A 20,869-nucleotide genomic window follows, 5' to 3' on the forward strand; every position below is an offset into this window, starting at 1 on the left:
TTGCCCCGAACCAATTATAAAACTCCTTTTTGCGGATGAAAACCTTACTTCTCCTTATTCTCCTTTCTTTCGGTTGCGGTTACCTCCTTTCCCAGTCCCTTACTCCCGAACAAACGAAGGCCATCAATAAGGCCTTCATGGCCGATATCCCCGACGGTGGCCCCGGCGGGGCCATTGGTATCATCCGAAACGGTAACGTTGTCTACACCCAATACGCTGGCCTGGCGGACCTGGATACTAAGCGCGCCATCGATGGACAAACCCGCTTCAACATTGCTTCTAACGCAAAACAGTTTACGGCCATCGCCACCCTTAAACTGGCACGGGAAGGAAAATTAAACCTGAAAGACGATATCCGTGAGTATTTCCCTGAACTCTATCCGGACATCAAGGAAGCCATCACGGTCGCTAACCTCCTAAATCATACCAGCGGTATTCGGGACGTCTATAATCTGTGGAGCTTTCAGGGCATCACCTGGTGGAAAAAGACACTGACGAATGATGATGCACTCGAACTGATCAGGAATCAACGTGAACTCAATTTTACGCCGGGCACCCAGCACCTCTACAGCAATACCAATTACATCTTGCTGACTTACCTTGTTGCTAAGGTTTCGGGTAAATCCTTTCGGGAGTATACCGACGGCTTATTTAAAAGCCTTGGCATGACCAATACCAATTTCGTTAGCGACCACAATGATATGGGGCCCAACGTTGGCCGGCCCTACTTCAACTTTGACACCTGGAGTACCTACAAATGGCGAACGGACCTGCACGGAGACGGCTCCCTTTTCTCAACACTTGAGGATCAATTAGCCTGGGAAGTAGTCGTCCAAAAGGGTGAAACCGCCTGCCTGGAGGCACCACTGTTGTCCCAAAGTCAATTACCGGTTAATACTGATGCTGATTACGGATTTGGCTTGGAGCGCGGAGCATACCGAGGCGTACCCGTTCGCTGGCACGATGGCAGCACCGGTGCCTGGGATGCCTCCTTCATCCGCTTCCCGGAGCAGCACCTGACCGTAGTCGCTTCGGACAACAGTGGTAAGTTTGGCACCTCCATGCTGGTCCGTACCATAGCAGACATTGTCCTGAAGGACGTATTTACCGAAGATGCTTTCCTGACAGAACCGAAGACCGTCAGAGCAGAGATCCCCGTCGAAAAACTCTTAGGTACCTACCTGGCGGACAATGGCTACGCCTTTATCTTTAAACTGGTGGATGGTAAGCTAATGCTGGAGCGGGATGGCCGGAGCGACAACGAATTAGAACTTGAAGAAGGAAACATTTACCGCCAGAAGTTTGACCCCGCCTTTAAGCAGGAATTTACCTGGGACGAAGAAAAGGGGATGCAGGTAACGGCCTATTACTGGGCCCATGCCCCGTACTCACTTACCCGCTCAAACGTAGACTGGAAGGGCTACGACTTCGCTGGCCTGAAAGGTGAGTTCTATAACGATGAGCTTGATGTAAGCTTTGATGTCTCCTACGCTGAAGGCCAGCAATACCAGATCAAATCCGGTAAGGAAAACATAAAAGGAGAGATGTATAAGCGGGACCAAATACTGGCCGGCGGCGGGAATAATATCAAAGTTGTTCGGGACGCTTCGGGTCAGGTAACCACCCTACTGGTCAGTGATGAACGGACGAAGAATCTGCGCTTTGTTCGGAAGTAACCTTGTGTCGACGGGGAAACCAAATTAAGCAAAACACCAACCACCAGGTAGCCAAAAAGGCGGGCACGATCTGGCTCCATGGCTCCCAGCCACTCATGACGGTGCCGATACCTGCGGAAACCAATGCCGTAAAGGCACCAGTCATCCGGAAAATATGGTCATATAACCAGAACTTAGGCTGTTTGATCAGGCCCGGCCAAAATACCCTAAGGAGGTCAAAGGCCAGAATCAGACAGAGGTAAAGGAGAATGTACCAGACTACCCGTTGGTTCCAAACGATATTGGCACTTTGCAGCTTTAAGAAGAAGTTGCCGACCAATAAGATGGCACCTGCCAGTACCAGCACATCTACTAATTGAAAGGGACGGCTCTTCAGCTTGAGGACCCGGAAACCGGTATAGGCCATATAGGCAGCCTGTAGCGTGACCACCGTCAGGAAAGGCCGGTCTCTGAAAACCAGTACACCCAAAGCCGCTGTAGCAATGGTCAGCGTAATAAAGGCGAGGAACCACCGACCATATTTACGGTGCGTGGTTCCTCCTTTCACGGAAGCGTAAGCGACGATGGCCATGATAATGGCGATTAAGCCAGACAATACATGTATGGAAATATTGATTTGGTGCAACACGGAGAACTGTTTTGGTTGGAACCAAAGGACCGGCTTACTCCAGGTTCTCACCAGGCGTTTCGGGTAAGTTGGGCAGTTGTATCCGTGAAACGGGTCTCCCGGATGGTGAAACCAACTTCTCCGACGGCTTCTACAGCTGCAGGAGGGCCTTGACCCGATCGGTATAGCCCGCGCTGCTGCGAATACTGCTGCTTTTTGTGTCCGTAAACGTGATTACGTAGCGGCCTTTCAAGTGTGGGGTGATCCCGGCGATCTGGCCCGTATTGATCAGGTACTTGCGGTGTACGCGCAAGAAGCGATCGTCTAGCCTGCTTTCAAGATAAACCAGGGAGTAGTTGCAAAGGCTGCGCTGACCATCAGAATCGTGAAGGAAGGAGTAGTTGTCGTAGGCCTCAAAATAAATGATGTCTTCCAAGGCCATGAAGGCAGTTGTCTCTCCCTTGCGCAGGGGGATTTTAGTGAGGGGTTCTTGTCGCGGAATTCCCGGGGCTTCAACTGAGGTTTTGGCTGCTGGTGGCAGTGCCTCCGGACGCCAACTTTTAAGCATCATACCCAGAATGCCGGAGAGGATGCCGTTGAAAAGGTAGACGCCACCGGCTTGGAAAGGACGGTAGTTTTGTACGTTGAACAGTAAGTAGTCAGCCAATAATTGCCCTTCTGTAGCCAGTAGGCCAAGGAGAAAAAAAGCGGGTAGTAACCACAGCTGCTGGCGGTAAGATGGTGTGCTTTCCGGCCACCATTGGCGGGCATTATGCCCAATGACCAATGACGGATAGCCGATCAAAAGACTAATGATGACCTGGAGGACCATACTGCGGCCAAGGCTTTCGTAAACCCCCAGGGAATAATTCGCCAGGCCTAGTGCAAGCCCAACTAAAATAATCATCCACAAATGTCGATTGGCAGTAGTGAAGTCCGGTCGGTGGAAGGAGGCGATGGCGTAGATGGTTGGTCCGTCGACAAGATCGCTAAGAAATTCCGGTTAAAGCCACCAAACCTTACCTAAAGTACCTTCCACCAGCCTTTTGTCGGAACCAAGCCCCAGCATCATGCCACCACCGCCGGCACCGCATAGTTTAAGTTTGTAACCGTTGTTGGTCCATTTAGGCCTAAGACCGGCGGGGATGAAATCGGAGAATTCCCGGAGCTGGAACTCGCTGAGTTCGGTGGTGTGGTGCCACAAAGCTTGGCGGTCTTCGGCTAGAAGGGCGTCTATAGCGGCATTGGCACTGGTGGTCCATCCAGTGTCGATGGCCCGGGCGAAGCCCGGGTCGCTATCGTAACGAGAGGTGAACCGTTGGATGTAATCGGCCGCATTTCGTTCCTGGCCGGTGTCGACCAGGAAAAAGCCTTCGTTCCAGCCAGAAGGTAATCGGGTAGTTTGTGGTGGCACGCCACCTCCCAGCAATATCGGAGTGTTGAGGTAGCAGATCAAAGGGTCAGTACCCGAGCTGGCACCGTGAAAATGCTGCTCCATCCGGGCAAGATTCTTTCGCAGCGCTTCGCCGCTGAGGGATTTGCCAGAGAGTGTGGAGAAATTGTCCCAGATAGCGGCACAGACGGCCCCGCTACTGCCCAGCCCGTAGCCCGGCGGGATGTCCCCGGCCAGTCGCCAATCATCGAGCAGATGGTCCTCAAGGGCATCTGCGTCGAAAAGATCAGCGGACATGACTACTCGCAGGTAATCACCAAATTTGAGGAGGCGTTCGTCTGGCCGATCCTTGATCCAACGTAAAGATTTCGCGGTATAGGGTACGGCCAATCCACGACCGCCGCGTAAAACGGTGTGCTCGCCGTACAACAGAACTTTGGCGGGGTATTCGCGGTGCATTACTTGTAAACTCGCTGCACGATGAAGTAGTTCATAGTAGGCAGTGGATAGTTTATGGTGGGTAGTCAGTAGTAGGTAGTTCCTTCCGTAGGGGCTTTGGGTCTATTGCTCTGTTGAGAATAGTACCAACAGACCAATAGCACCAATAGACCATTATGGTAAGGGAAAACTTTGACGCGGGAGTGGGGATCGAACCCACGACCACTGGCTTATGAGACCGGTATGCTACCGCTGCACCATCCCGCACCAGCATCATGTCATACGGAGCAGGGGAAGTTGCGGGACTAGCCTCTTTTTTGGCGGGAACGCAGGTGCTGGGTAGGTTGAAAGAAGCAAAGCGAGTCATAGGTCGTCGCTAGGCGGTAGCCGCCACGAGCGGAGAGAGCATCCCTTCGCGGGAGCCATACCAGACTACTGAATTACCAGGCTACCAGACTAATCACTCCGCATCCACGTCAATCAAGTTGTCATCCGAAACCCGGTCAATCAGCTTATTGTACGGGTCAATGCCAGCTTTGACCGGGGCTTCGTCGACGTAGATTTCGATGACGTGCTCACCGGGGGTGAGCCAACGCTTCTCCAGGAAAAGCGGCTTCTTTTCTGCCATGCCTTGCTTATTGGTGCCGTCTGCGGCAAAGACACCGATCTCGATCAGACTGCGCTCCGTTGGCCGGGATTTCTCCTCCCCGGAGCCTTCGTAGATGATCTTGCGGGTGTCTACCTTCAGGGTGACTTTGTATTGGCCGTTAGCGTCGGGCGTAGTGTTGTATTTCGCTTCCAGCGCCCGGTTTTCGTAGAGGGTGATCTCTTCGAAACTCTCCCGGAGAAAATACTTCAGGGAGTCCGGGGTTACGCTGTTGATGTAGTAGTACCAGTCGTCCGTAGTGGCAAAGGGAGCTGTTTCCTTCAGGGCGAAGGAGTCGACCATGGCCGCAAGGCCCGCGTTGAGCTTTTCTTCTCCGATATAATCAGAGAGTGCATACATGATCAGGCCGCCCTTTCGGTACCAGACGTAGGCCTGGGTGTCGTTATCGAGCAGGGTTTTCTCGAACTTGCTTTCGCCGGCGCGGGAGCGCAGGTAATTGTCGAGTTCATACTTCAGGAATTTACCCATTGAGGCTTCACCGTATTGCTCTTTGGTAACCATCAGAGAAGCATACTCAGCCATCGTTTCGGATATCTGGTTGGCGCCACGGGTAGCGCTTGGCGCTACCTGATGACCCCACCATTGATGGGCTACTTCGTGTGCCGTAACGGTGAAGGCATAGTCATTGTCGGTCGGGTCGCTGAAGTTAGCCGTCCAGCCAAAGTCTTCTGCGTAAGGCACCGTATTGGGGAACGACTGAGCGAAACTGGCATAACGCGGGAACTCGAGGATACGTAACTGATCGAACTGGTAGGGACTGAAATTCTTGGAATAATACTCCAGACTGACCTTGGCTGATTGCATGATTCGATCAATGTTCCAGGCGTGATCCTTGTGGTGGAAAATTTGAATTTTCACGTCCTGTCCATTCGAGTTACGGTAGCTGTCTTCGGCTACTTCGTAGCGGGCAGAGGAGATGTTGAAGAAGTTCTGAATCTTTCCCTCGTTGGCGTATTCGAAGTACCGTCGACCGTCTTTCTCATATTCCTTGATGAGCTTTCCGGGGGCGATGGCGATCTGATCCGGAGCCGTGGAAACGGTTGCCTTAAAGGTGACAAAATCAGCATCGTCATCAAAAAGCAGGGTGCTCCGCCCCAGGGAATCGTCTTGCGGTGGCAAGCTGTAATCTTTAATTTCCAGTCCCCGTTTCTTCCGTTCCAGATCAGAGCTGATACCACCGCCTGGATAGCCAAAAGTTGGAAAGATGGAATTGTTTAAGAAGGTGCCGTTGTAGACAATATCGCGCTGGTAGCCTTCATTGGGGAAAGCACCAAAACCACCCTCGATGAGCATTTCCATGGTGGTAGTCTCACCGGGTGCCAGTGGATCGGCCAAGTGGTAGATCTCGAAATTGGCGTCTTCGACCCGCTTAACCAGTTCAGGGCTCTCACCGCCGATGGTGAAGGTGCTCATCTTCGCCGTTTTCGGACCGTAGGCGTGGTTGATCAGCAAAGTGTCGATTGGCGCGTTACCCTTGTTCTTGATTTGGTAAACCGCCCGGGCCTTCACGTCACGTTGTTCCGGAATCAGGTCAATAAAGACCTCCGTATCGGTGATCTTCGGCTGCGGGAACTTCTCGTACTTGCTGTAAGTCTTCTCGAAGGCCTCCTGTTGGTCCAGCCCTTTTTCGTTGGTAGTATAGGTGTTTTTGACGCTTACATTCTGGTAGATCGTAAAGCCGGAGAGCGCAAAAAGGACCAGTGCACCAAGAATACCCAGTGCCGGTTTCATGCCCCAATCCTGCCCGAAGCGCTGGAAGCGGCTTTTCATGGCATTGTCGGTGCCGCGGGCCCAGAACAAGCCACCCACAATCAGCAGAATGGCACCGAAAGCCAGCCAGTAGACATTGAACCAACTGACGGATTTGACGAAGTGGCCGAAACCATTCATGTCTGAAACAATGTAACTCGGCCGGCTGGCAAACAGAAACATATTGTAGTCAATCTCCAGGATGGAAGGGACGAAGAAAACCGCCGCGTAGGTGCCGATGGCGATGACGTGGCCCAGGAATTTCTTATTCACCAGTACGTGGACAAAGAAGGCCAGGGACATCAATACAATATACTGTGGCCAAGTCAGCAAGTACAGGTCCGTAAAGTATTGACCGAATTCGTAATTAGTATAGCCCTGAATCGTTTGGCTGAAGATGCCGATGACCCATACCATAGTAACCAATAGAAAGGTGACGAGGAACATGGTCAGTAATTTACCGCCATAGGTGGCCCAGTTGGGGACCGGCAGCGCATCGCTGATCTGGTCAAACTTTACGGTACGGTCCCGGTGTACCACTTCGCCGGTGTAGAAAACGAGGATGATCATGACGAAGAAAATGTAAGTCGCGTTCTTCATCTCCAGCATCGTGTAGGTGGTCGGTAAGCTGGGCGTACCGTAAACCGTGTTGCCAAACCATCCGTCCAGGAAGAGGAACAACAGTGCTCCGGAAATAATCCCTGCGAAATAGGGGTCACGGAGAATGGACTTGAACTCGATCCAGGCCTGAGCAAACATGTGGCGAACGTAGTTTCCACTGCGAAAAGTTTGCTGCACCACAGGAATGGACACTGCACCTGCGGCCGCGCCCTGATAGCCTTCCGATGCCAAAGCCTTCTTCACTTTCTGCTTCCCTCCGCCCAGGAAGCGGGCAAAGTCGAAACGGAATAGCGTAAAAACCAGTAAAGCCAAAGCTCCCCCCATCCATATCAGGCGGTTGAGGAGCAAATTCCCGGTAATCGGTGCATGAAAGGTATTCTGCTCCGGAGGGGTGAGGTATTTGGTCGTTTCCTGTAATGCAGAGCCGCCGAAGGGGTCAAGAACAGACACCAGGTTCTGGTTTTCAATGTCCTGCGTAAGTGTGAGTGCAACGAGGTAGAAAATGAAGAACAGGATGCTGCCGACGTAGGAGATGAAAATCTTGCGCGTCAGGGCCACCAGGCAGAAAAAAATGGTACCGGTCAGGATTAAATTCGGCCATAGGAAGGTGGTGGTGCCGTAGATGTAGTCCCCGATGCGCAGCGGACCGAAACGTTCCGGCTCTTCCCACCCAAGAGCTGGTCCTAAGCCATAACCCAGCATCAACCCCAGTACCAGCCCGAGGCTGATGAACAGTAAGGTGATCAACGAGCCGGTATAACGCCCAAGCAAATAGCCTTTTTCGGAAACCGGATAGGTGAAATAGTAGTCCTTCACGCTGTGTTCAATGTCTCTATACACCGGAACTCCCATAACTGCGGAGGCAATCAGGGTGCCGAAAATACTGACCGTCATCAGCAGGTTAGTAACCGTGATAGCAGAGTTTGCAAAAGCTTTTTCGGAACCTGCGTTCGAGGCGTTTGCCGCAAGAAGAAAGCCGAAGAGCAATAGAATGCCGAAGTAAGCCCAGGTGGCGGGGCGCTTGAGGCGGTATTTGAGCTCGAATTTGAGGATGTTGAAGAACATGGCGGGTTGTCTAGTTGTCGGGGTGTCGAAGATATCGGGTTGTCAGGGTGTCGGGGTGTCGAGTTATCAGGTTTTCGGGGTGTCTGGCTGTACTTGACACCCCGGAAACCTGACAACTTGACAACTTGACAAATCAGACCAATTCCAGTTCCATTCGTTCCCCGATCCGGGTAAAGTACACGTCTTCCAGGTCGGCGTTGACGGCGGCGAAGGAACTGTCTGGCTGGTTTTCGCTGAAGACGTGAATTTCCGTTTTACCGGCTTTGAGGCGGGTAGAGATGACGCGGAAGGCTTCCATATGAGCCTGCAGGTCTGCCTTGTTGATGGACTTGCTCCAGACACTTCCCTGGACTTCCTTGACCAGCTCCGCTGGGTGCCCGGTGGTAATCACCTGCCCGAGGCAGATGATGGCCATGTCGTTGCAGAGGTTGGTGACGTCTTCCACAATGTGGGTGGAAAGGATGACGATGGTATTCTCTCCGATTTCGCTGAGCAGGTTGTGAAACCGGTTGCGTTCGGTGGGGTCGAGGCCGGCCGTGGGCTCGTCGACGATGATCAACTTGGGGTTGCCAAGCAGGGCCTGGGCGATGCCGAAGCGTTGCTTCATGCCGCCGGAAAAGGTGCCGAGGTTGCTTTTTCGCTTGTCGTATAGGTTGACGCGGTTGAGCAGCGCACCGACGAGTTCCTTGCGCTCCTTGCGGTTGTTGATTCCCTTGAGGCCGGCCACGTGGTCGAGCATATTCTCGGCCGACACTTTGGGGTAGACGCCGAATTCCTGGGGCAGGTAGCCAAGGATGCGGCGAACGGCATCTTTGTCGTTGAGCACATCAATATCCCCCAGGGTAATACTGCCGGAATCGGCTTCCTGCAGGGTGGCAATAGTACGCATCAGGCTGGATTTGCCGGCACCGTTGGGGCCGAGCAGGCCGTACATCCCCTGATCGATGGTCAGGTTACAATTATTGATGGCGTGGACGCCGTTGCCGTACGTTTTGTTGAGGTTCTCAATTCTTAGCTCCATAGTGGGTGATTTGGACTTGTGTTGCCTTTAAGGTCTGAAAAAATCTTTTTATGCCACGACAAATATGACAAAACACGTAATTATACCTGTACATAACTGGTTTTTAGCGACAAAAGCGCAGTCGGAAACCCGTAGTAAACAGTCTTTAGTACGGGCTTATGTGTCCTGACTTCAGACCATTCCCCTTCAATCTGCCTGACCATTATGGCGCGGCCGCAGGTGCAGGGTGCTATTCTGATCGGCAACGGAGGCCGTTAGGTAACATGTAAAGTGGCATCACCCAAGGTGAATGAGGATTGTAATCCCTTGAGAAATTGTAACTCACTCCGTGCCTTTTCCTCTCTTACTTGGTTGCCTCCCGTTAAAATCCTCTTATTATTTGCCCCTAAGCAAGTAAAGGTGTGAACCCCGTAGCGTTGGAAATCCTTATTATTGACGAATAACTCCCCGTTCCAGCTATGACCAGACTCCGCCAATCCCCACTTGTTTTTCCAACTTTGCCCAACATACTTCGACGGGCTCAGTACACCGCCCGCGTTCGCGCCCAAAGAAGCTGGCTGCTGCTACCCTTACTCCTTTTTACCCTCACCCCTTTACTCCAGGCCCAAATCACGCCCCGGACCCTCCCCGTCCGAGTTGAAGATGCCCTCCGCTTCAGCCTGATCGAACCAATGGGCAACGCCCGCTTCGCGGGCACCGGCGGCAGTATGACCTCCATCGGGGTTGTCGGTACCACCCTGCATACCAACCCGGCCGGCATCGGCTGGAACCGGTACAGCTCTGTCGAGATAACCCCCGGCTTTACTTTCAATAATCTGGATGCCCGCCTGGTCAATGGTACGGGGAACGAAGGTATCCAAGAGAATAAATCGGCCTTCGTTGTCCCTAGCCTCAGCCTCGTCTGGGCTGGTGATACCCGCTCGATCAACTGGTCGACGTTCAACTTTGGCTTCAGTTACACCCGCATGGCGGACTTTAATGAAACGATCCTTTATGAAGGCCGCAGCGAAGGCGGCATCATCGATGCGGTGGTGGAAGACCTGAATGACGGCGTCTTCGACCCTTTCCGTACCGACCTTGCCCAGAACATTCCAAACGTTATCCAGCAGGACGAGCTTGGCTTCTTTTCAGACTTCGACCTCGACAGCAGTCTTGGCGGGCAGATTAACCGAAGCGGACGCGTGGAGCGCACCGGTGGCATCAATGAATTTGCCCTCGGTTTTGGCGGTAACTACAAAGAAAAAGTGCTTTGGGGGCTTACCCTCGGAATTCCGACGATAAACTTCAACGAGACAAAGACTTACGACGAGGTCGACAACCAGGACGAGATCACTTTTTTTGACAACGCCGGCTTCGACGAACTGCTGGAGTTGTCGGGCTCTGGGATCAACTTCAAGTTCGGTCTCATCGGCCGACTGACGGAGCAGCTGCGCCTGAGCGCTGCCGTACACAGCCCGACCTTCTGGACGGTAGACGAAGTGTACGAAACAACCTTTGAGTATAACTTTACCGACAACGGCCAGGCGCAGGGCGGTACGGAACTCAGTCCGCGCAGCGAGGCTGCCTTTAACCTGCAAACGCCCTGGCGATTCTACGTTGGCGGCGGTTACCTAATCGGACGTAACGGATTTGTCTCCATTGACGTCGATTACCTCAACTTCGCGGGCACTTCCTTCAGCTCTGACGATTTTACTGAAGTCGATGTTGCCGCAAACGAGGACGTTGATGCCAGCCTGAAGGGGAGCCTGGGCCTCCGTATCGGCGGAGAGCTCAACCTCAAGCCGTTTCAGGTACGCGCCGGCATTGGCTATCGCCAAAATCCGGTTATTGATCTGCGCAACGACGAAGATGGCCAATTCCTCAACCTCTCGGGTGGGGTCGGCTACGCTAAGGATAAATTCTTCGTTGACCTTGCCGTGCGTGTCGAAAGCGCGGCTTCCTACTATGCTCCCTACCGCACTTTTGCCTTCGACGGGCAAGTGGTGGAAACGGATCGAACGCGGCTGACGGGGCTGATAACGGTGGGTTACCGGGGGTTTTAGTCTTGAGTTGTCGGGTTTTCGAGTTGTCGGGCTATCCAATAGTTAGCAACGGCTAATTTCGACAACCCGACAACTTGACAACTCGCCTTAAAACATAATCCCCAGCATCAGAACAATCGAGCTGACTTTTCCTTTGCTATCATCTTCGCGTGGGTTGCGGCCTTCCCGCAGGAGGCTGGTTCCCTTATCGGTGGTCAGGTCGGCAAAGCCAGACTGGTAGCCAATGCCTGCGATGATGGCCGTACCCGTGGATATACTGTATTCGATGCCACCACCCAGGCCCCAGCCCAGGTTGATGCCGTTGACGTCTTTATTGATGTCAAAATCCTCCTCATCTTCCACGAAGCCGGCATTTTTCAGGCTGCCGCGTGATTTGGTAACGATGCCGAGGTGAAAAGTCGGGCGGACAAAGTATCGAATGTAGCCGAACTCCCGGGTCCGTAGCGTTAGGCCGAGGGGGATTTCGAGGAACTGGAGGTCGTATTTGTAAGACAGGCCGCCGCTGATGGAATCAGGCAGGGCACTGGCGGGCAATGCACTGTCGAGTGATTCGCGCCAGATGTCGACCTTGGTGTACTGATCTTCATAAAAGAGTGTACCACCAGCATTGAAATGGAAGTTCAGACCGGTATGGAAGCTGTAGTTTTCGCGAAAGTAGTACTCTCCCACCAAGCCCAGTTTCATGCCCAGATTGGACCCGTCACTGTTGATCAGGTTGTCGTTGGTGCTCATGCTGCTAAAGGTGGGGCTGGCCTGGATGCCGAACTGCAGATCACCCGGTAATTGAGCGGCAACAAAGGCCGGTAGCAAAAAGAGTGCTATAGCAATTACTGGTAGGCGGAGGAGGTTGAAATTTTTAAACATGTAGGTCCGTTGGTTTAGTGGTCTTTTAATCTATATCTAAAACGAGCCGGCTTAGCTGGTGTTTAGCCCGACTATGAAAGTAAACGTAAAATTAATCCCCCTTAGCCTATTTCTCTTATTATTCTGGACATGTACAGAGGATACAGCTTTGCCTCCGCCCGATATTTCCGGCATCACCGCTTCGGTCAAACTAGTCCGCTTCGACCGGGCATTGATGGCCCTGGACACCGCTGACCTCGCTACCGGCATCAGTCAAATGGAAGCGCAATTTCCGGACTTTACCGACAATTACCTGCGGCACATCATCCCCTTACGGCGAGGTGATTTCAGCCCGGAAGAGCAGCTGTTGATGATGAAGGCTTTTCTAACCTTTTTTTTAATCAAGGAGGTCGATTCCACCATTCTTGAAAATTTTCCCGAAGCCGTACTCGAAAGGCAACGGGAAGATTTCGAGCGGGCCCTGCGCTACTACAAGTATTACCTGCCGGACGCTCCACGCCCCGATACCCTGCTTACCTTTTTTTCCCAGTTTGAACTTGCCGCCGCGCTCTACGGCGACGGCGACATGGCCGTCGGGCTGGAGTTTTTCCTGGGGCCGGATTACAACTACCACCGCATAGATCCCCGGGAGACGATCTTCTCCGACTACCTGGCCCGTACTTACACCCCGGAGCACATGACGGAAAAGCTGATGCGCACCCTGATCGACGACCGCGTCTCCCGGCCGCGCGGCGGCCGGCTGATCGACAACCTCATCTACGAAGGCAAAAAACTGTTCCTGCTCGACAAAGTATTGCCGGAAACGCCAGATAGCATCATCCATGAGGTGACAGCTCCCCAAATGGAATGGCTGCGGAACAACGAAATACCCATCTACGCCCACCTTCAAAAAGAAAAGCACCTGTACAGCACTGATCCAGCCTTGATCAAGAAATACACGCAGCCGTCTCCTTCGTCCCAGGGAATGCCCAGTGAGTCGCCCGGGCAGGCCGTTAACTATCTTGGAAAAAAGATTGTGGAGGCCTTCGTAAAGGCAAATCCCCAGGTCACTATGGCACAGTTGCTGGAGATCGATGATGGGCAGAAGGTGTTGGTGGGAGCGCGGTATAAACCTAAGTAGACTAGTTCACAGTCTAGTAGGTCATGGCAATCACATGGTGCAGCTTTCTGCGCTCGTTTACATTTCCCCAAAGCCAATTGACCCCTATTAGCCGGAGGTGTACGAGCGGTAGCGAGCATTCCCGCGCGGAGCACTGTGAACTATGAACTAACTTCGCTCCATGGCGCAATACATTGAAGACGTACACGACGTAGCCCGAATGATCCCTCCCGGCAGGGTAACCAACTATGGCGCCATCGCAGATTTCCTGACGCTTGGCAGCGCGCGGATGGCGGGTTGGGCCATGAATAAGGCGCACGGCATTGACGACATCCCCGCACACCGCGTTGTTAACCGAAAAGGGGAGTTGAGCGGAAGGAACCATTTTGCCACGCCGACCCTGATGCAGGAAAGGTTAGAAGCCGAGGGGGTGGAGGTTGTCGACAATAAGGTGGTTAACTTTGCAGCACTTTTCTGGGCACCCACCGAATTACTGAAATGACGCAATTACTTCTTGAAACGGCGACGGATGTTTGCTCCGTTGCGATTGCCCGCGACGGGGTCCTCCTGGCAGAGCATACCGCTACGGAATCACACCAGCATTCGAGTCACCTGACGCTGTTCATCCAGCAGGTGATACAAGGGGCAAAAATTGATATAACGGAGCTGGAGGAGGTCGTGCTGAGCGACGGACCAGGCAGTTACACCAGTTTGCGGGTGGGTGGGGCCACGGCCAAAGGGCTTTGCCTGGCGTTACCTGGGTTACAATTACGGGTGGTGCCGACGCTTGCGGCATTAGCGGTGGCTACCGGAGTGACAAAAACTCCGGTGTTGGCCACGATCAACTCCAGGAAAGGAGAGGTCTTCGGGCAGCTTTTTTTAGGGGCGGGATCGCAGGTGCAAAGTGAGTTTGGGAAGCAGGGTATTCCTCCCGGCCTTAACCCTTTGATCCTCGGCCCAACAAATATCCGGCTAACGGAAGAAGACTGGCACGAAAAACTGATAGTTGCGGCTGGAGTAAGGGAGGTCCTCGTCTGTGGTTCCGGGCAGGGCCGGGTGTTGGAAGCCGCACCGGCTGACCATAAACTAATCCCGGCATCCCCCGCACAATGCTCCGCAAGTCACCTCCTTGCACCCGCGGCCTCGCCTGATCATTCCCACCTGGTTGACGTGGCGAGCTACGAACCTTTCTACCTCAATGCTCCCTTTGTGACCAAGTCGAAGAAAAAACTACTGGGGTAATGGAAAGCAACCGCTACGCACTTGAACTGGCCTATAACGGGACCAACTATTCGGGCTGGCAGCGCCAACCTAACGCGATGAGTGTGGAAGAAATCATCGACACTACGCTGAGTACCATTCTTGGAGAAAAAGTAAAAATCGTCGGTTGTGGCCGTACGGATACCGGGGTACACGCCAGCTACTACGTCGCTCACTTCGACTTCGCCGGCCCCTTCCCCCCAGCCTTTCTCCGGCGGTTCAATCGGTTTGTGGCCGACGATGTCGCCATTCTCGGCCTCTACCGCGTTCCGCCCGAATTCCACGCCCGGTTCCACGCCACGGGGCGTGGGTACACTTACCGGTTGGCCCTTCGTAAGGATCCCTTCCGGCCTGATACCGTAGCCTCTTTACCACAGTTTGTGGACGTTGACCAGAAAAAAATGCAAGCTGCGGCAAATATTTTACTTGAATACGGCGACTTTGCTCCCTTCTGCAAAACAAACTCTGACGCCTTCACCATGAAGTGCCAGTTGACGGAAGCCCGCTGGGATTTTACCGAAGATGGGTGGACATTTCACATCTCCGCCAACCGTTTTTTACGGGGTATGGTCCGGCTCATCGTGGGGATGTGCCTGCGTGTCGGTGAAGGGAAATTATCCCTGACGGACCTGCGCCAGGCAATGGACAACCAGACGCGACTGCCAAAACCATGGAGCGCTCCGGCCTCAGGACTTTACCTCAGTAAGGTGGAATATCCTGATAAATCCGCCTGGGAAGATTTGAGTTGAGCCCGTTGCAACCTATCTTTGGGATTCCTATGCGTGTTTTCTATAGCGTTCCGCCCTCTACACACCGTTTCATCCCAAAGACATGTTAACTCTAGTTCTTAGCTTCCTGATGTCTTTTGCATTAGTATTTGCTATTTCTCCCGCAATGATTCGCATTGCTTACCATAAAGGTCTGATGGCAGAGCCCGTAGACCGAAGCAGCCACAAGGTTTCTACGCCGTGTATCGGCGGCATTCCAATTTTTATCGGCATCATTTTTACCACCCTCTTACTCACTCCGCACGATGAGTGGGCCGAACTTCAGTTCATACTAAGCGCGATGGTGATCGTTTTTCTGGTAGGGGTGAAAGACGATATTGAAGGGCTGTCTCCCCGCCATAAGATGGTTGGCCTCATTGTGGCCATCTCGATTTTGGTATCCCGGGGAGAAGTACAACTAAACAATATGTACGGCCTTTTTGGTTTAATTGGCGAGTTCCCCCGGTGGCTAAGCCTTCTGGTCAGTGGTTTTACCTTGCTTGTCATCACCAATGCTTTTAACCTGATTGACGGAATCAACGGCCTGTCCGGCGTTGTAGGAACCATCGCCAGTGTTACTTTCGGTACCTACTTCTTTATGGTGGATGAGTTTTACCTGGGGGTTCTCTCCATGACGACCGCCGGGAGCCTGATCGCCTTTCTTCGCTTCAACGTTACGCCGGCCCGTACATTTATGGGAGATACCGGTGCTCTGGTTGTGGGGCTCTTACTTGGGGTAATGACCATTAAGTTTATCGACATTGCCTCAGCACCTGATCTGCTGCCTAAATACACCTTTGCTAACCCGATTGCGGTAGCCGTCAGTATTCTCATTATTCCACTCTTCGACACCATTCGGGTTTTTACCACCCGCATTCTTCGGGGTAGCAGCCCATTTGTGCCTGATCGTCGGCACATTCACCACCTGCTGATCGATTCAGGTCTGGACCACATGCAGGCTACTACCGTACTTGGACTTGCAAACATGCTCTTCATTAGCCTGGTCTTCGTTCTGGACGATCTACTCGAATTGCACGCACTTATTGCACTGCAAATTGGTATTGCATTACTGGTTACTTTCTTCATCCACCGTAATGTCCGGAGGATAGTAGCGGCCAGAGTAGCTGCTGCCCGCCCGAAAGAAGTTGTTTCGGAGCCGCTAATCGAAAACGCCTAGTGGCTTGGTTGCTGGTTTTCATCGGCGGCGGGCTAGGCAGCCTGGCCCGTTACAGCATCGCCCGTCTGTTGCCACCGGCAGAGCTGGCCGAAGGCCACCTACCCTGGTTTACCTTACTGGCGAACGTACTGGCTTGTATACTTCTTGGTATCGGCATCGGACTGATTAGTAAGAACCAACTCTCCCGCCCACTACAACTCCTGTTGCTTACCGGTTTTTGCGGCGGGTTTTCCACCTTTTCCACCTTTGCCCTCGAGCTGGTCGTTTTGGGAGAGGAAGGGCATGCCGGTGTGGCGTTTTGGTACCTCTTACTCAGTTTGCTGGGCGGGATGGGGGCGTTATGGGTGGCTTTGGTGGTGGTGCGATGATTTTTCTTCGACGGTAACTAGTGCGCTGTCAGGTCGACTTTGCCACAGTTGGCACCTTGTCTTTACCGACTGCATTCCCGTCTAACATGCCTGCCGGCGGCCTACTTTTGATGCTTCAAAAGGAGGCCGCCGGCAGGCAGGCAAAACGTGCTGCCCTGTTTCGAATTAATGTGCCAATATTGGCCTGCTAGCCCAACTCACGATCTGAAACACTATCCTTAGGGGTGAAGCACCCCATCCCCACCAGCACCGCTAAATTCAGCAAATACTGTGCCCCCACTTTATCTGTTTCCATCTGGTCATTGATGATGTTGAAGGCATCGACGATGAGCATGGCGAGTAGTGCGGCCATGATGGCATTGCGGGCGGCGGGATCGGTTTGCCGATGGTACATCCGCTCTCCGATGAGGAGGGCACCGAAGATGTACACCAAGAAGATAAACAGACCGGGGAAGCCCTGCTCTACCAGTGTCATGAGGTAATAGCTATGGATGCCGGAGCGGCCTTCGTTGTCGGATACGTAGGTACGGAAGGCATTAACGGTGTACCCCTTATAGTGATCAAGGAAGTTGCCCGGACCCCAGCCGGTCCAGGGGCGATAAGGGACCATGTGGCCAGCGGCAACCCAGCGATAGAAGCGCTCCATTGTGGAGATGTCTTCCAGCTTATAGGTGGCAGTGATGAGGTTGTCAAAGCGTTCCTGCGTGATGGTGGTCTCGAAATCGGGCGCGTAGTCGAGGTACTTGTTGTCTCGTACAAAGAAGAGTACTACGGCTAAGGCCCCGACGATGGCAAGCCCCAGGGCAGGTTTCAGCCACCGCCACTTAATGATGTAAAAAGCGGCACCGGCCAAAGCCAGGGCAACGAAGGCTGCACGGGTGTAGGAGAAGTATACTGCTGCCAGCCAGATGGGCAGTACGATGAGGGTAAGCCACCAGGTTGATTTACCCCGGCTACGCAACCACCACGAAAGAAAAAACAACCAAGGCACAAAGGTGGCCAGGCAACCGGCGTAAGAAACGTGCTCGTTCATAAACGGGAACATCGTCTTATGTTGCATGGCGAAACTGAAGCCATAGGCTGCGTGCCGTACCAGGGTCTGTAGCGCGACGAACAACAGCGGCCACAGTATACAGTGTACCATCAGGGTCACCTTACGGGGTGTCTTAATAATGAGTAAAGGCAGGAGGAAGTAAGCGCCGAGGTACCACAGTTTTGCCAGCGAAAACTTGAGACTTACCAGAAAGCCCTCGCTATACAGCGTGGCAAAGAGTATCCAGCCTATGTGAGCGTAAAGTAACCAGGCAATGGGGTGGCCGAAGCGTTTTTTCTCGTATTCCGGCCAGTGCCTGGCGGCGTGTAAAATCAGTAGCCCCGTCAGCCCAATGGCGAGCGGCTCCGTGGGTAGGTCTGTTCCGAAGCCGCCGGGTAAAATGATGTTAGTGCTGATCGGGATCATCACCAGCAGAAGCCAGAACAAGGGCCGGAAGTCCAGAAAAGCCTGCACCACCACCCAACCCAGCACCGGCGCTCCCGCCAACCAATAAGCCTCTGATACCATCCCCACGCCCATGCACAACAACGCCAGTGCCGCATAGCCGTAATAGACTTTGCGGGCCGGGGCCGGGAGAGGATTTTTAGAAGTCAGCAAAGAGGCGTCGGTTTTAAAGATCAGAGGTTAATGATCAATACTTGAGCTAGAGTAAGGGGCATCAGCTGAAAATTTCACGCCAATCATATCCTCTTGCAGTGTCGATCAATAAAGCGCCGACTACAGCAATGATGAAACTGAACATGAATGCTCCGATTACCATCAGGCTACGGATCGGGTAACTTTTTGCAACCGGCACCTTCGCTTCTTCGACGACCTCCAGCGCCCGTTGTTCGGAGCGCAGAATGGTTTCAAATTGCTTAAGGCGAATGCGGTCTTCAGAAAGCGCATCATTGAGGTCTTCCCGCTCCTCTTCCAGGTTTTCAATGGAACCAATACTGAGGTTCAGCCGGACCAACTGACTATCGAGATTGGTGCGGGCACTTCGTAAACCAGCTAATTGGATCTCGTATTTCGCAATACTGTCGCGAGCTCCCCTTCCGCCTCTTTGGCGATACGCCAGGAGTTTTGCTTCAGTAGAGGCAGTGGTTGACTGCATGGAGGTGGTCTGCTGAGCCAAAGCTTCACTCTGGGCCCGGGTGTTGTACACGCCGTACTTCTCCCGTAAGTCGCCCAGCCGGCGATTAATTTCCTTCAGCGTCTCCTCGCGGTTTTGTACCTCACTGCGCAAGCCAGCCGCACTACGCTCCTGAGTGCCACGGATAAGTTCGAGGCTGATTTTGTTGATCTCCTCTCGCGCAGCTCGGGCCATGTCGGCCGCACGAATGGGGTCACGGTCGGAAATTTCCAGTTCGATGGCGTCCCGAGGTGTTTTCGTTACGTCGTACAGTCCGAGGAATTCTCGCCGCACGTATACGGGCGCCTTTTTCTTGGTGCTGTCGATGTCATAGGCCTTGTAGAGGTGGAATTTTTGCACCATTTGATCGACGAGCGCGTCGCTTTCAGCGACGGCCATCAGCCGGTCAATATCATCTCCGGTTCCGTAGAACTGGATGCGGCTGTTATTATTTCCAAATACACCATCAATAGACACCTGATCGGGACTTATGGTAAGGAAAGCGGTACGGCTGGTGTAATATTCTGGCACCAGCAGTGAAATAATTACGGCTAAAAGGGTGCCGGCCAGGGTAACGTAAATGATCGGCATACGCCATTGCCATAAACTGCGAAGCACCCCAATCAGATGTGGTGGCGCCGGTTTGGTGCTTTTAGTATCAGAAGCCATGTTCGTAGTTAGGTCAGAAAAGTGCGCAAAGGTACAAGAAGCAGCTTTGCTTTACGTATTACGCAACGAATAGATAACTTTAAGGGGCAGAGTGTGGCTTTTGGGATGATGAATTCAAGAAGGTTTTATGGGCCCATTAGGTTTAGGTACCTCAATTACAGCCCCGAAGCCTCAGCCTGCTTGAGCTAGTCAAAACTAATTGTAAGTTATGGGGGAAGTGTCCTGATGGACCCTAATTCATCTCGATCTCCACCACTCCCGTGGCACCTCGCATGCCATATAAGCTAGTATCCACGGAGCTTTTTAGCACCCTAACCCGTTTCACCTGCTGTACATCAACCATGTTGAAAATGACCGAATAATTATTGCCAATGGGATTGCCATTTACAACGAAGAGCGGCGAAGTCTCAGAATTGATGCTGCTGACGCCCCGTACTGTAATGGTGGCGTCTCCACCTGAGCCGTTAACCTGCACGCCGGATATTTGCTTTAGGTAAAACGTCAAATCAGTTATACCCGTTTTAGTGTTATCGACCTCGAGGGTGTTGCTTTTTCGTTCCTTATCCTGGCTGGCAACCGCCTGCGAAGTACCGCAAGAAGTAGCTAAACTAATAGCGGCCAGCAGGCCGATTAGCGCTGCAAGTGAGAATGAAAAGTTGGGGTACCTAAGCATTACGACTAATCTTTAAGCTTTATTTCAATTACGCCATTACCGCCCTGTAGCCCGTATCGATTCGTCTCGCTGGCAGTTTTCAGCACCTTAATCCGGGAAATTTCGTTGGGGTCGATGCTGTTATAGAGTTGGGCAAAGTTATTGCCAAGTATCGTTCCGTTGACCACAAACAATGGGGTCGTATCAGATTGAGCACTACGGCTATCCCGGACCCGAATCATGGCGGTTGGACCGGAACCGCGTACTTGCATGCCAGCGATTTTCCGAAGATAAGAGGTTAGATCTATGCCTGAAGCAGCATCTACATCCACGGAATTTACGTTGTTTTTCTCCGCAGCGGCCTCGTTTTCCAGGTTTTGAGCTAGGTTGGTGGCACTTTTTTGGGTCGTACAGCTGTTGAGCAAAAACATTGCTAACAGCAGGCAGAGTGAAAGTAGTCGCATGGTCCTTTTATTTTAAACTTAAAGATACGTCTTTGGCGGCTTCTCTTGAATTACCTTTGCAATCTTAAATCCGCCTTCGTCCGTAGGAAGGCACATAATTGT

General features: G+C 52.7%; 18 protein-coding genes and 1 tRNA gene. 8 read left to right on the top strand and 11 right to left on the bottom strand.

Annotation, left to right across the window (positions count from 1 at the left end):
• Nucleotides 1-35 precede the first annotated feature (35 nt).
• Complete coding sequence (locus B036_RS0105985) at nt 36-1,676, top strand: serine hydrolase domain-containing protein (RefSeq protein WP_020567786.1); 1,641 nt, start codon at nt 36-38, stop codon at nt 1,674-1,676.
• Here B036_RS0105985 and B036_RS0105990 read toward each other — a convergent pair.
• The 6 genes from B036_RS0105990 to B036_RS0106015 form a co-directional block, all read right to left on the bottom strand.
• A complete protein-coding gene (locus B036_RS0105990) occupies nt 1,633-2,304 on the bottom strand; it encodes a hypothetical protein (RefSeq protein WP_157472053.1) in 672 nt (223 codons plus the stop codon). The genes B036_RS0105985 and B036_RS0105990 overlap by 44 nt on opposite strands.
• A 130-nt stretch (nt 2,305-2,434) precedes the next feature.
• Entirely contained in the window at nt 2,435-3,190 is a 756-nt protein-coding gene (locus tag B036_RS31705) for a LytTR family DNA-binding domain-containing protein (protein ID WP_020567788.1), read from the bottom strand.
• A gap of 96 nt (nt 3,191-3,286) precedes the next feature.
• Entirely contained in the window at nt 3,287-4,135 is an 849-nt protein-coding gene (locus tag B036_RS0106000) for a mevalonate kinase family protein (RefSeq protein WP_020567789.1), read from the bottom strand.
• A 174-nt stretch (nt 4,136-4,309) separates the two neighbouring features.
• Nucleotides 4,310-4,381: transfer RNA gene (locus tag B036_RS0106005), tRNA-Met, on the bottom strand.
• Between the two features lie 193 nt (nt 4,382-4,574).
• Nucleotides 4,575-8,216 (bottom strand): ABC transporter permease/M1 family aminopeptidase, encoded by a 3,642-nt coding sequence (locus B036_RS0106010; protein ID WP_020567790.1) that lies wholly within the window; start codon nt 8,214-8,216, stop codon nt 4,575-4,577.
• 133 nt (nt 8,217-8,349) lie between these two features.
• Nucleotides 8,350-9,237, bottom strand: a complete 888-nt coding sequence (locus B036_RS0106015) for an ABC transporter ATP-binding protein (protein ID WP_020567791.1) — start codon at nt 9,235-9,237, stop codon at nt 8,350-8,352.
• A 458-nt stretch (nt 9,238-9,695) separates the two neighbouring features.
• On the opposite strand from B036_RS0106015, the gene B036_RS0106025 reads away from it, so the two are divergent.
• Complete coding sequence (locus tag B036_RS0106025; protein WP_026231736.1) at nt 9,696-11,279, top strand: hypothetical protein; 1,584 nt, start codon at nt 9,696-9,698, stop codon at nt 11,277-11,279.
• A gap of 87 nt (nt 11,280-11,366) precedes the next feature.
• On the opposite strand, the gene B036_RS0106030 is transcribed toward B036_RS0106025, so the two are convergent.
• Nucleotides 11,367-12,143, bottom strand: coding sequence for a porin family protein (locus B036_RS0106030; RefSeq protein ID WP_020567793.1), 777 nt, complete (start codon nt 12,141-12,143; stop codon nt 11,367-11,369).
• Between the two features lie 73 nt (nt 12,144-12,216).
• On the opposite strand from B036_RS0106030, the gene B036_RS0106035 reads away from it, so the two are divergent.
• From B036_RS0106035 to crcB, 6 genes are all read left to right on the top strand, one after another.
• Nucleotides 12,217-13,263, top strand: coding sequence for a gliding motility protein GldB-related protein (locus B036_RS0106035; protein WP_020567794.1), 1,047 nt, complete (start codon nt 12,217-12,219; stop codon nt 13,261-13,263).
• A gap of 160 nt (nt 13,264-13,423) precedes the next feature.
• Nucleotides 13,424-13,744, top strand: coding sequence for an MGMT family protein (locus tag B036_RS0106040; RefSeq protein WP_020567795.1), 321 nt, complete (start codon nt 13,424-13,426; stop codon nt 13,742-13,744).
• On the top strand, nt 13,741-14,484 hold the full coding sequence (gene tsaB / locus B036_RS31710) for a tRNA (adenosine(37)-N6)-threonylcarbamoyltransferase complex dimerization subunit type 1 TsaB (RefSeq protein WP_020567796.1): 744 nt from the start codon (nt 13,741-13,743) through the stop codon (nt 14,482-14,484). Before B036_RS0106040 ends, tsaB begins: the two co-directional genes overlap by 4 nt.
• Nucleotides 14,484-15,251 carry a tRNA pseudouridine(38-40) synthase TruA gene (gene truA, locus B036_RS0106050; RefSeq protein ID WP_020567797.1) on the top strand — a complete coding sequence of 256 codons (768 nt, stop codon included), beginning with the start codon at nt 14,484-14,486 and terminating at the stop codon, nt 15,249-15,251. Before tsaB ends, truA begins: the two co-directional genes overlap by 1 nt.
• Nucleotides 15,252-15,333: 82 nt before the next feature.
• Nucleotides 15,334-16,446, top strand: coding sequence for a glycosyltransferase family 4 protein (locus B036_RS28240; RefSeq protein ID WP_044101920.1), 1,113 nt, complete (start codon nt 15,334-15,336; stop codon nt 16,444-16,446).
• Nucleotides 16,446-16,814 (top strand): fluoride efflux transporter CrcB, encoded by a 369-nt coding sequence (gene crcB / locus B036_RS0106060; protein ID WP_020567799.1) that lies wholly within the window; start codon nt 16,446-16,448, stop codon nt 16,812-16,814. Before B036_RS28240 ends, crcB begins: the two co-directional genes overlap by 1 nt.
• A gap of 187 nt (nt 16,815-17,001) precedes the next feature.
• Here the strand turns inward: crcB and B036_RS28245 are convergent, their stop codons facing one another.
• The 4 genes from B036_RS28245 to B036_RS0106080 all read right to left on the bottom strand — a co-directional run bounded on the left by B036_RS28245 (nt 17,002) and on the right by B036_RS0106080 (nt 20,767).
• A complete protein-coding gene (locus tag B036_RS28245) occupies nt 17,002-18,465 on the bottom strand; it encodes an O-antigen ligase family protein (protein ID WP_044101921.1) in 1,464 nt (487 codons plus the stop codon).
• A 61-nt stretch (nt 18,466-18,526) separates the two neighbouring features.
• A complete protein-coding gene (locus B036_RS0106070) occupies nt 18,527-19,651 on the bottom strand; it encodes a Wzz/FepE/Etk N-terminal domain-containing protein (protein WP_020567802.1) in 1,125 nt (374 codons plus the stop codon).
• 232 nt (nt 19,652-19,883) lie between these two features.
• Nucleotides 19,884-20,324: a TonB-dependent receptor plug domain-containing protein gene (locus B036_RS0106075; RefSeq protein WP_020567803.1), complete on the bottom strand. Its 441-nt coding sequence runs from the start codon at nt 20,322-20,324 to the stop codon at nt 19,884-19,886.
• Nucleotides 20,325-20,329: 5 nt separating this feature from the next.
• Nucleotides 20,330-20,767, bottom strand: coding sequence for a TonB-dependent receptor plug domain-containing protein (locus B036_RS0106080; protein ID WP_044101923.1), 438 nt, complete (start codon nt 20,765-20,767; stop codon nt 20,330-20,332).
• Between the last annotated feature and the right edge of the window lie 102 nt (nt 20,768-20,869).

Source organism: Neolewinella persica DSM 23188 (assembly GCF_000373105.1).
Taxonomy (GTDB): Bacteria; Bacteroidota; Bacteroidia; order Chitinophagales; family Saprospiraceae; genus Neolewinella; species Neolewinella persica.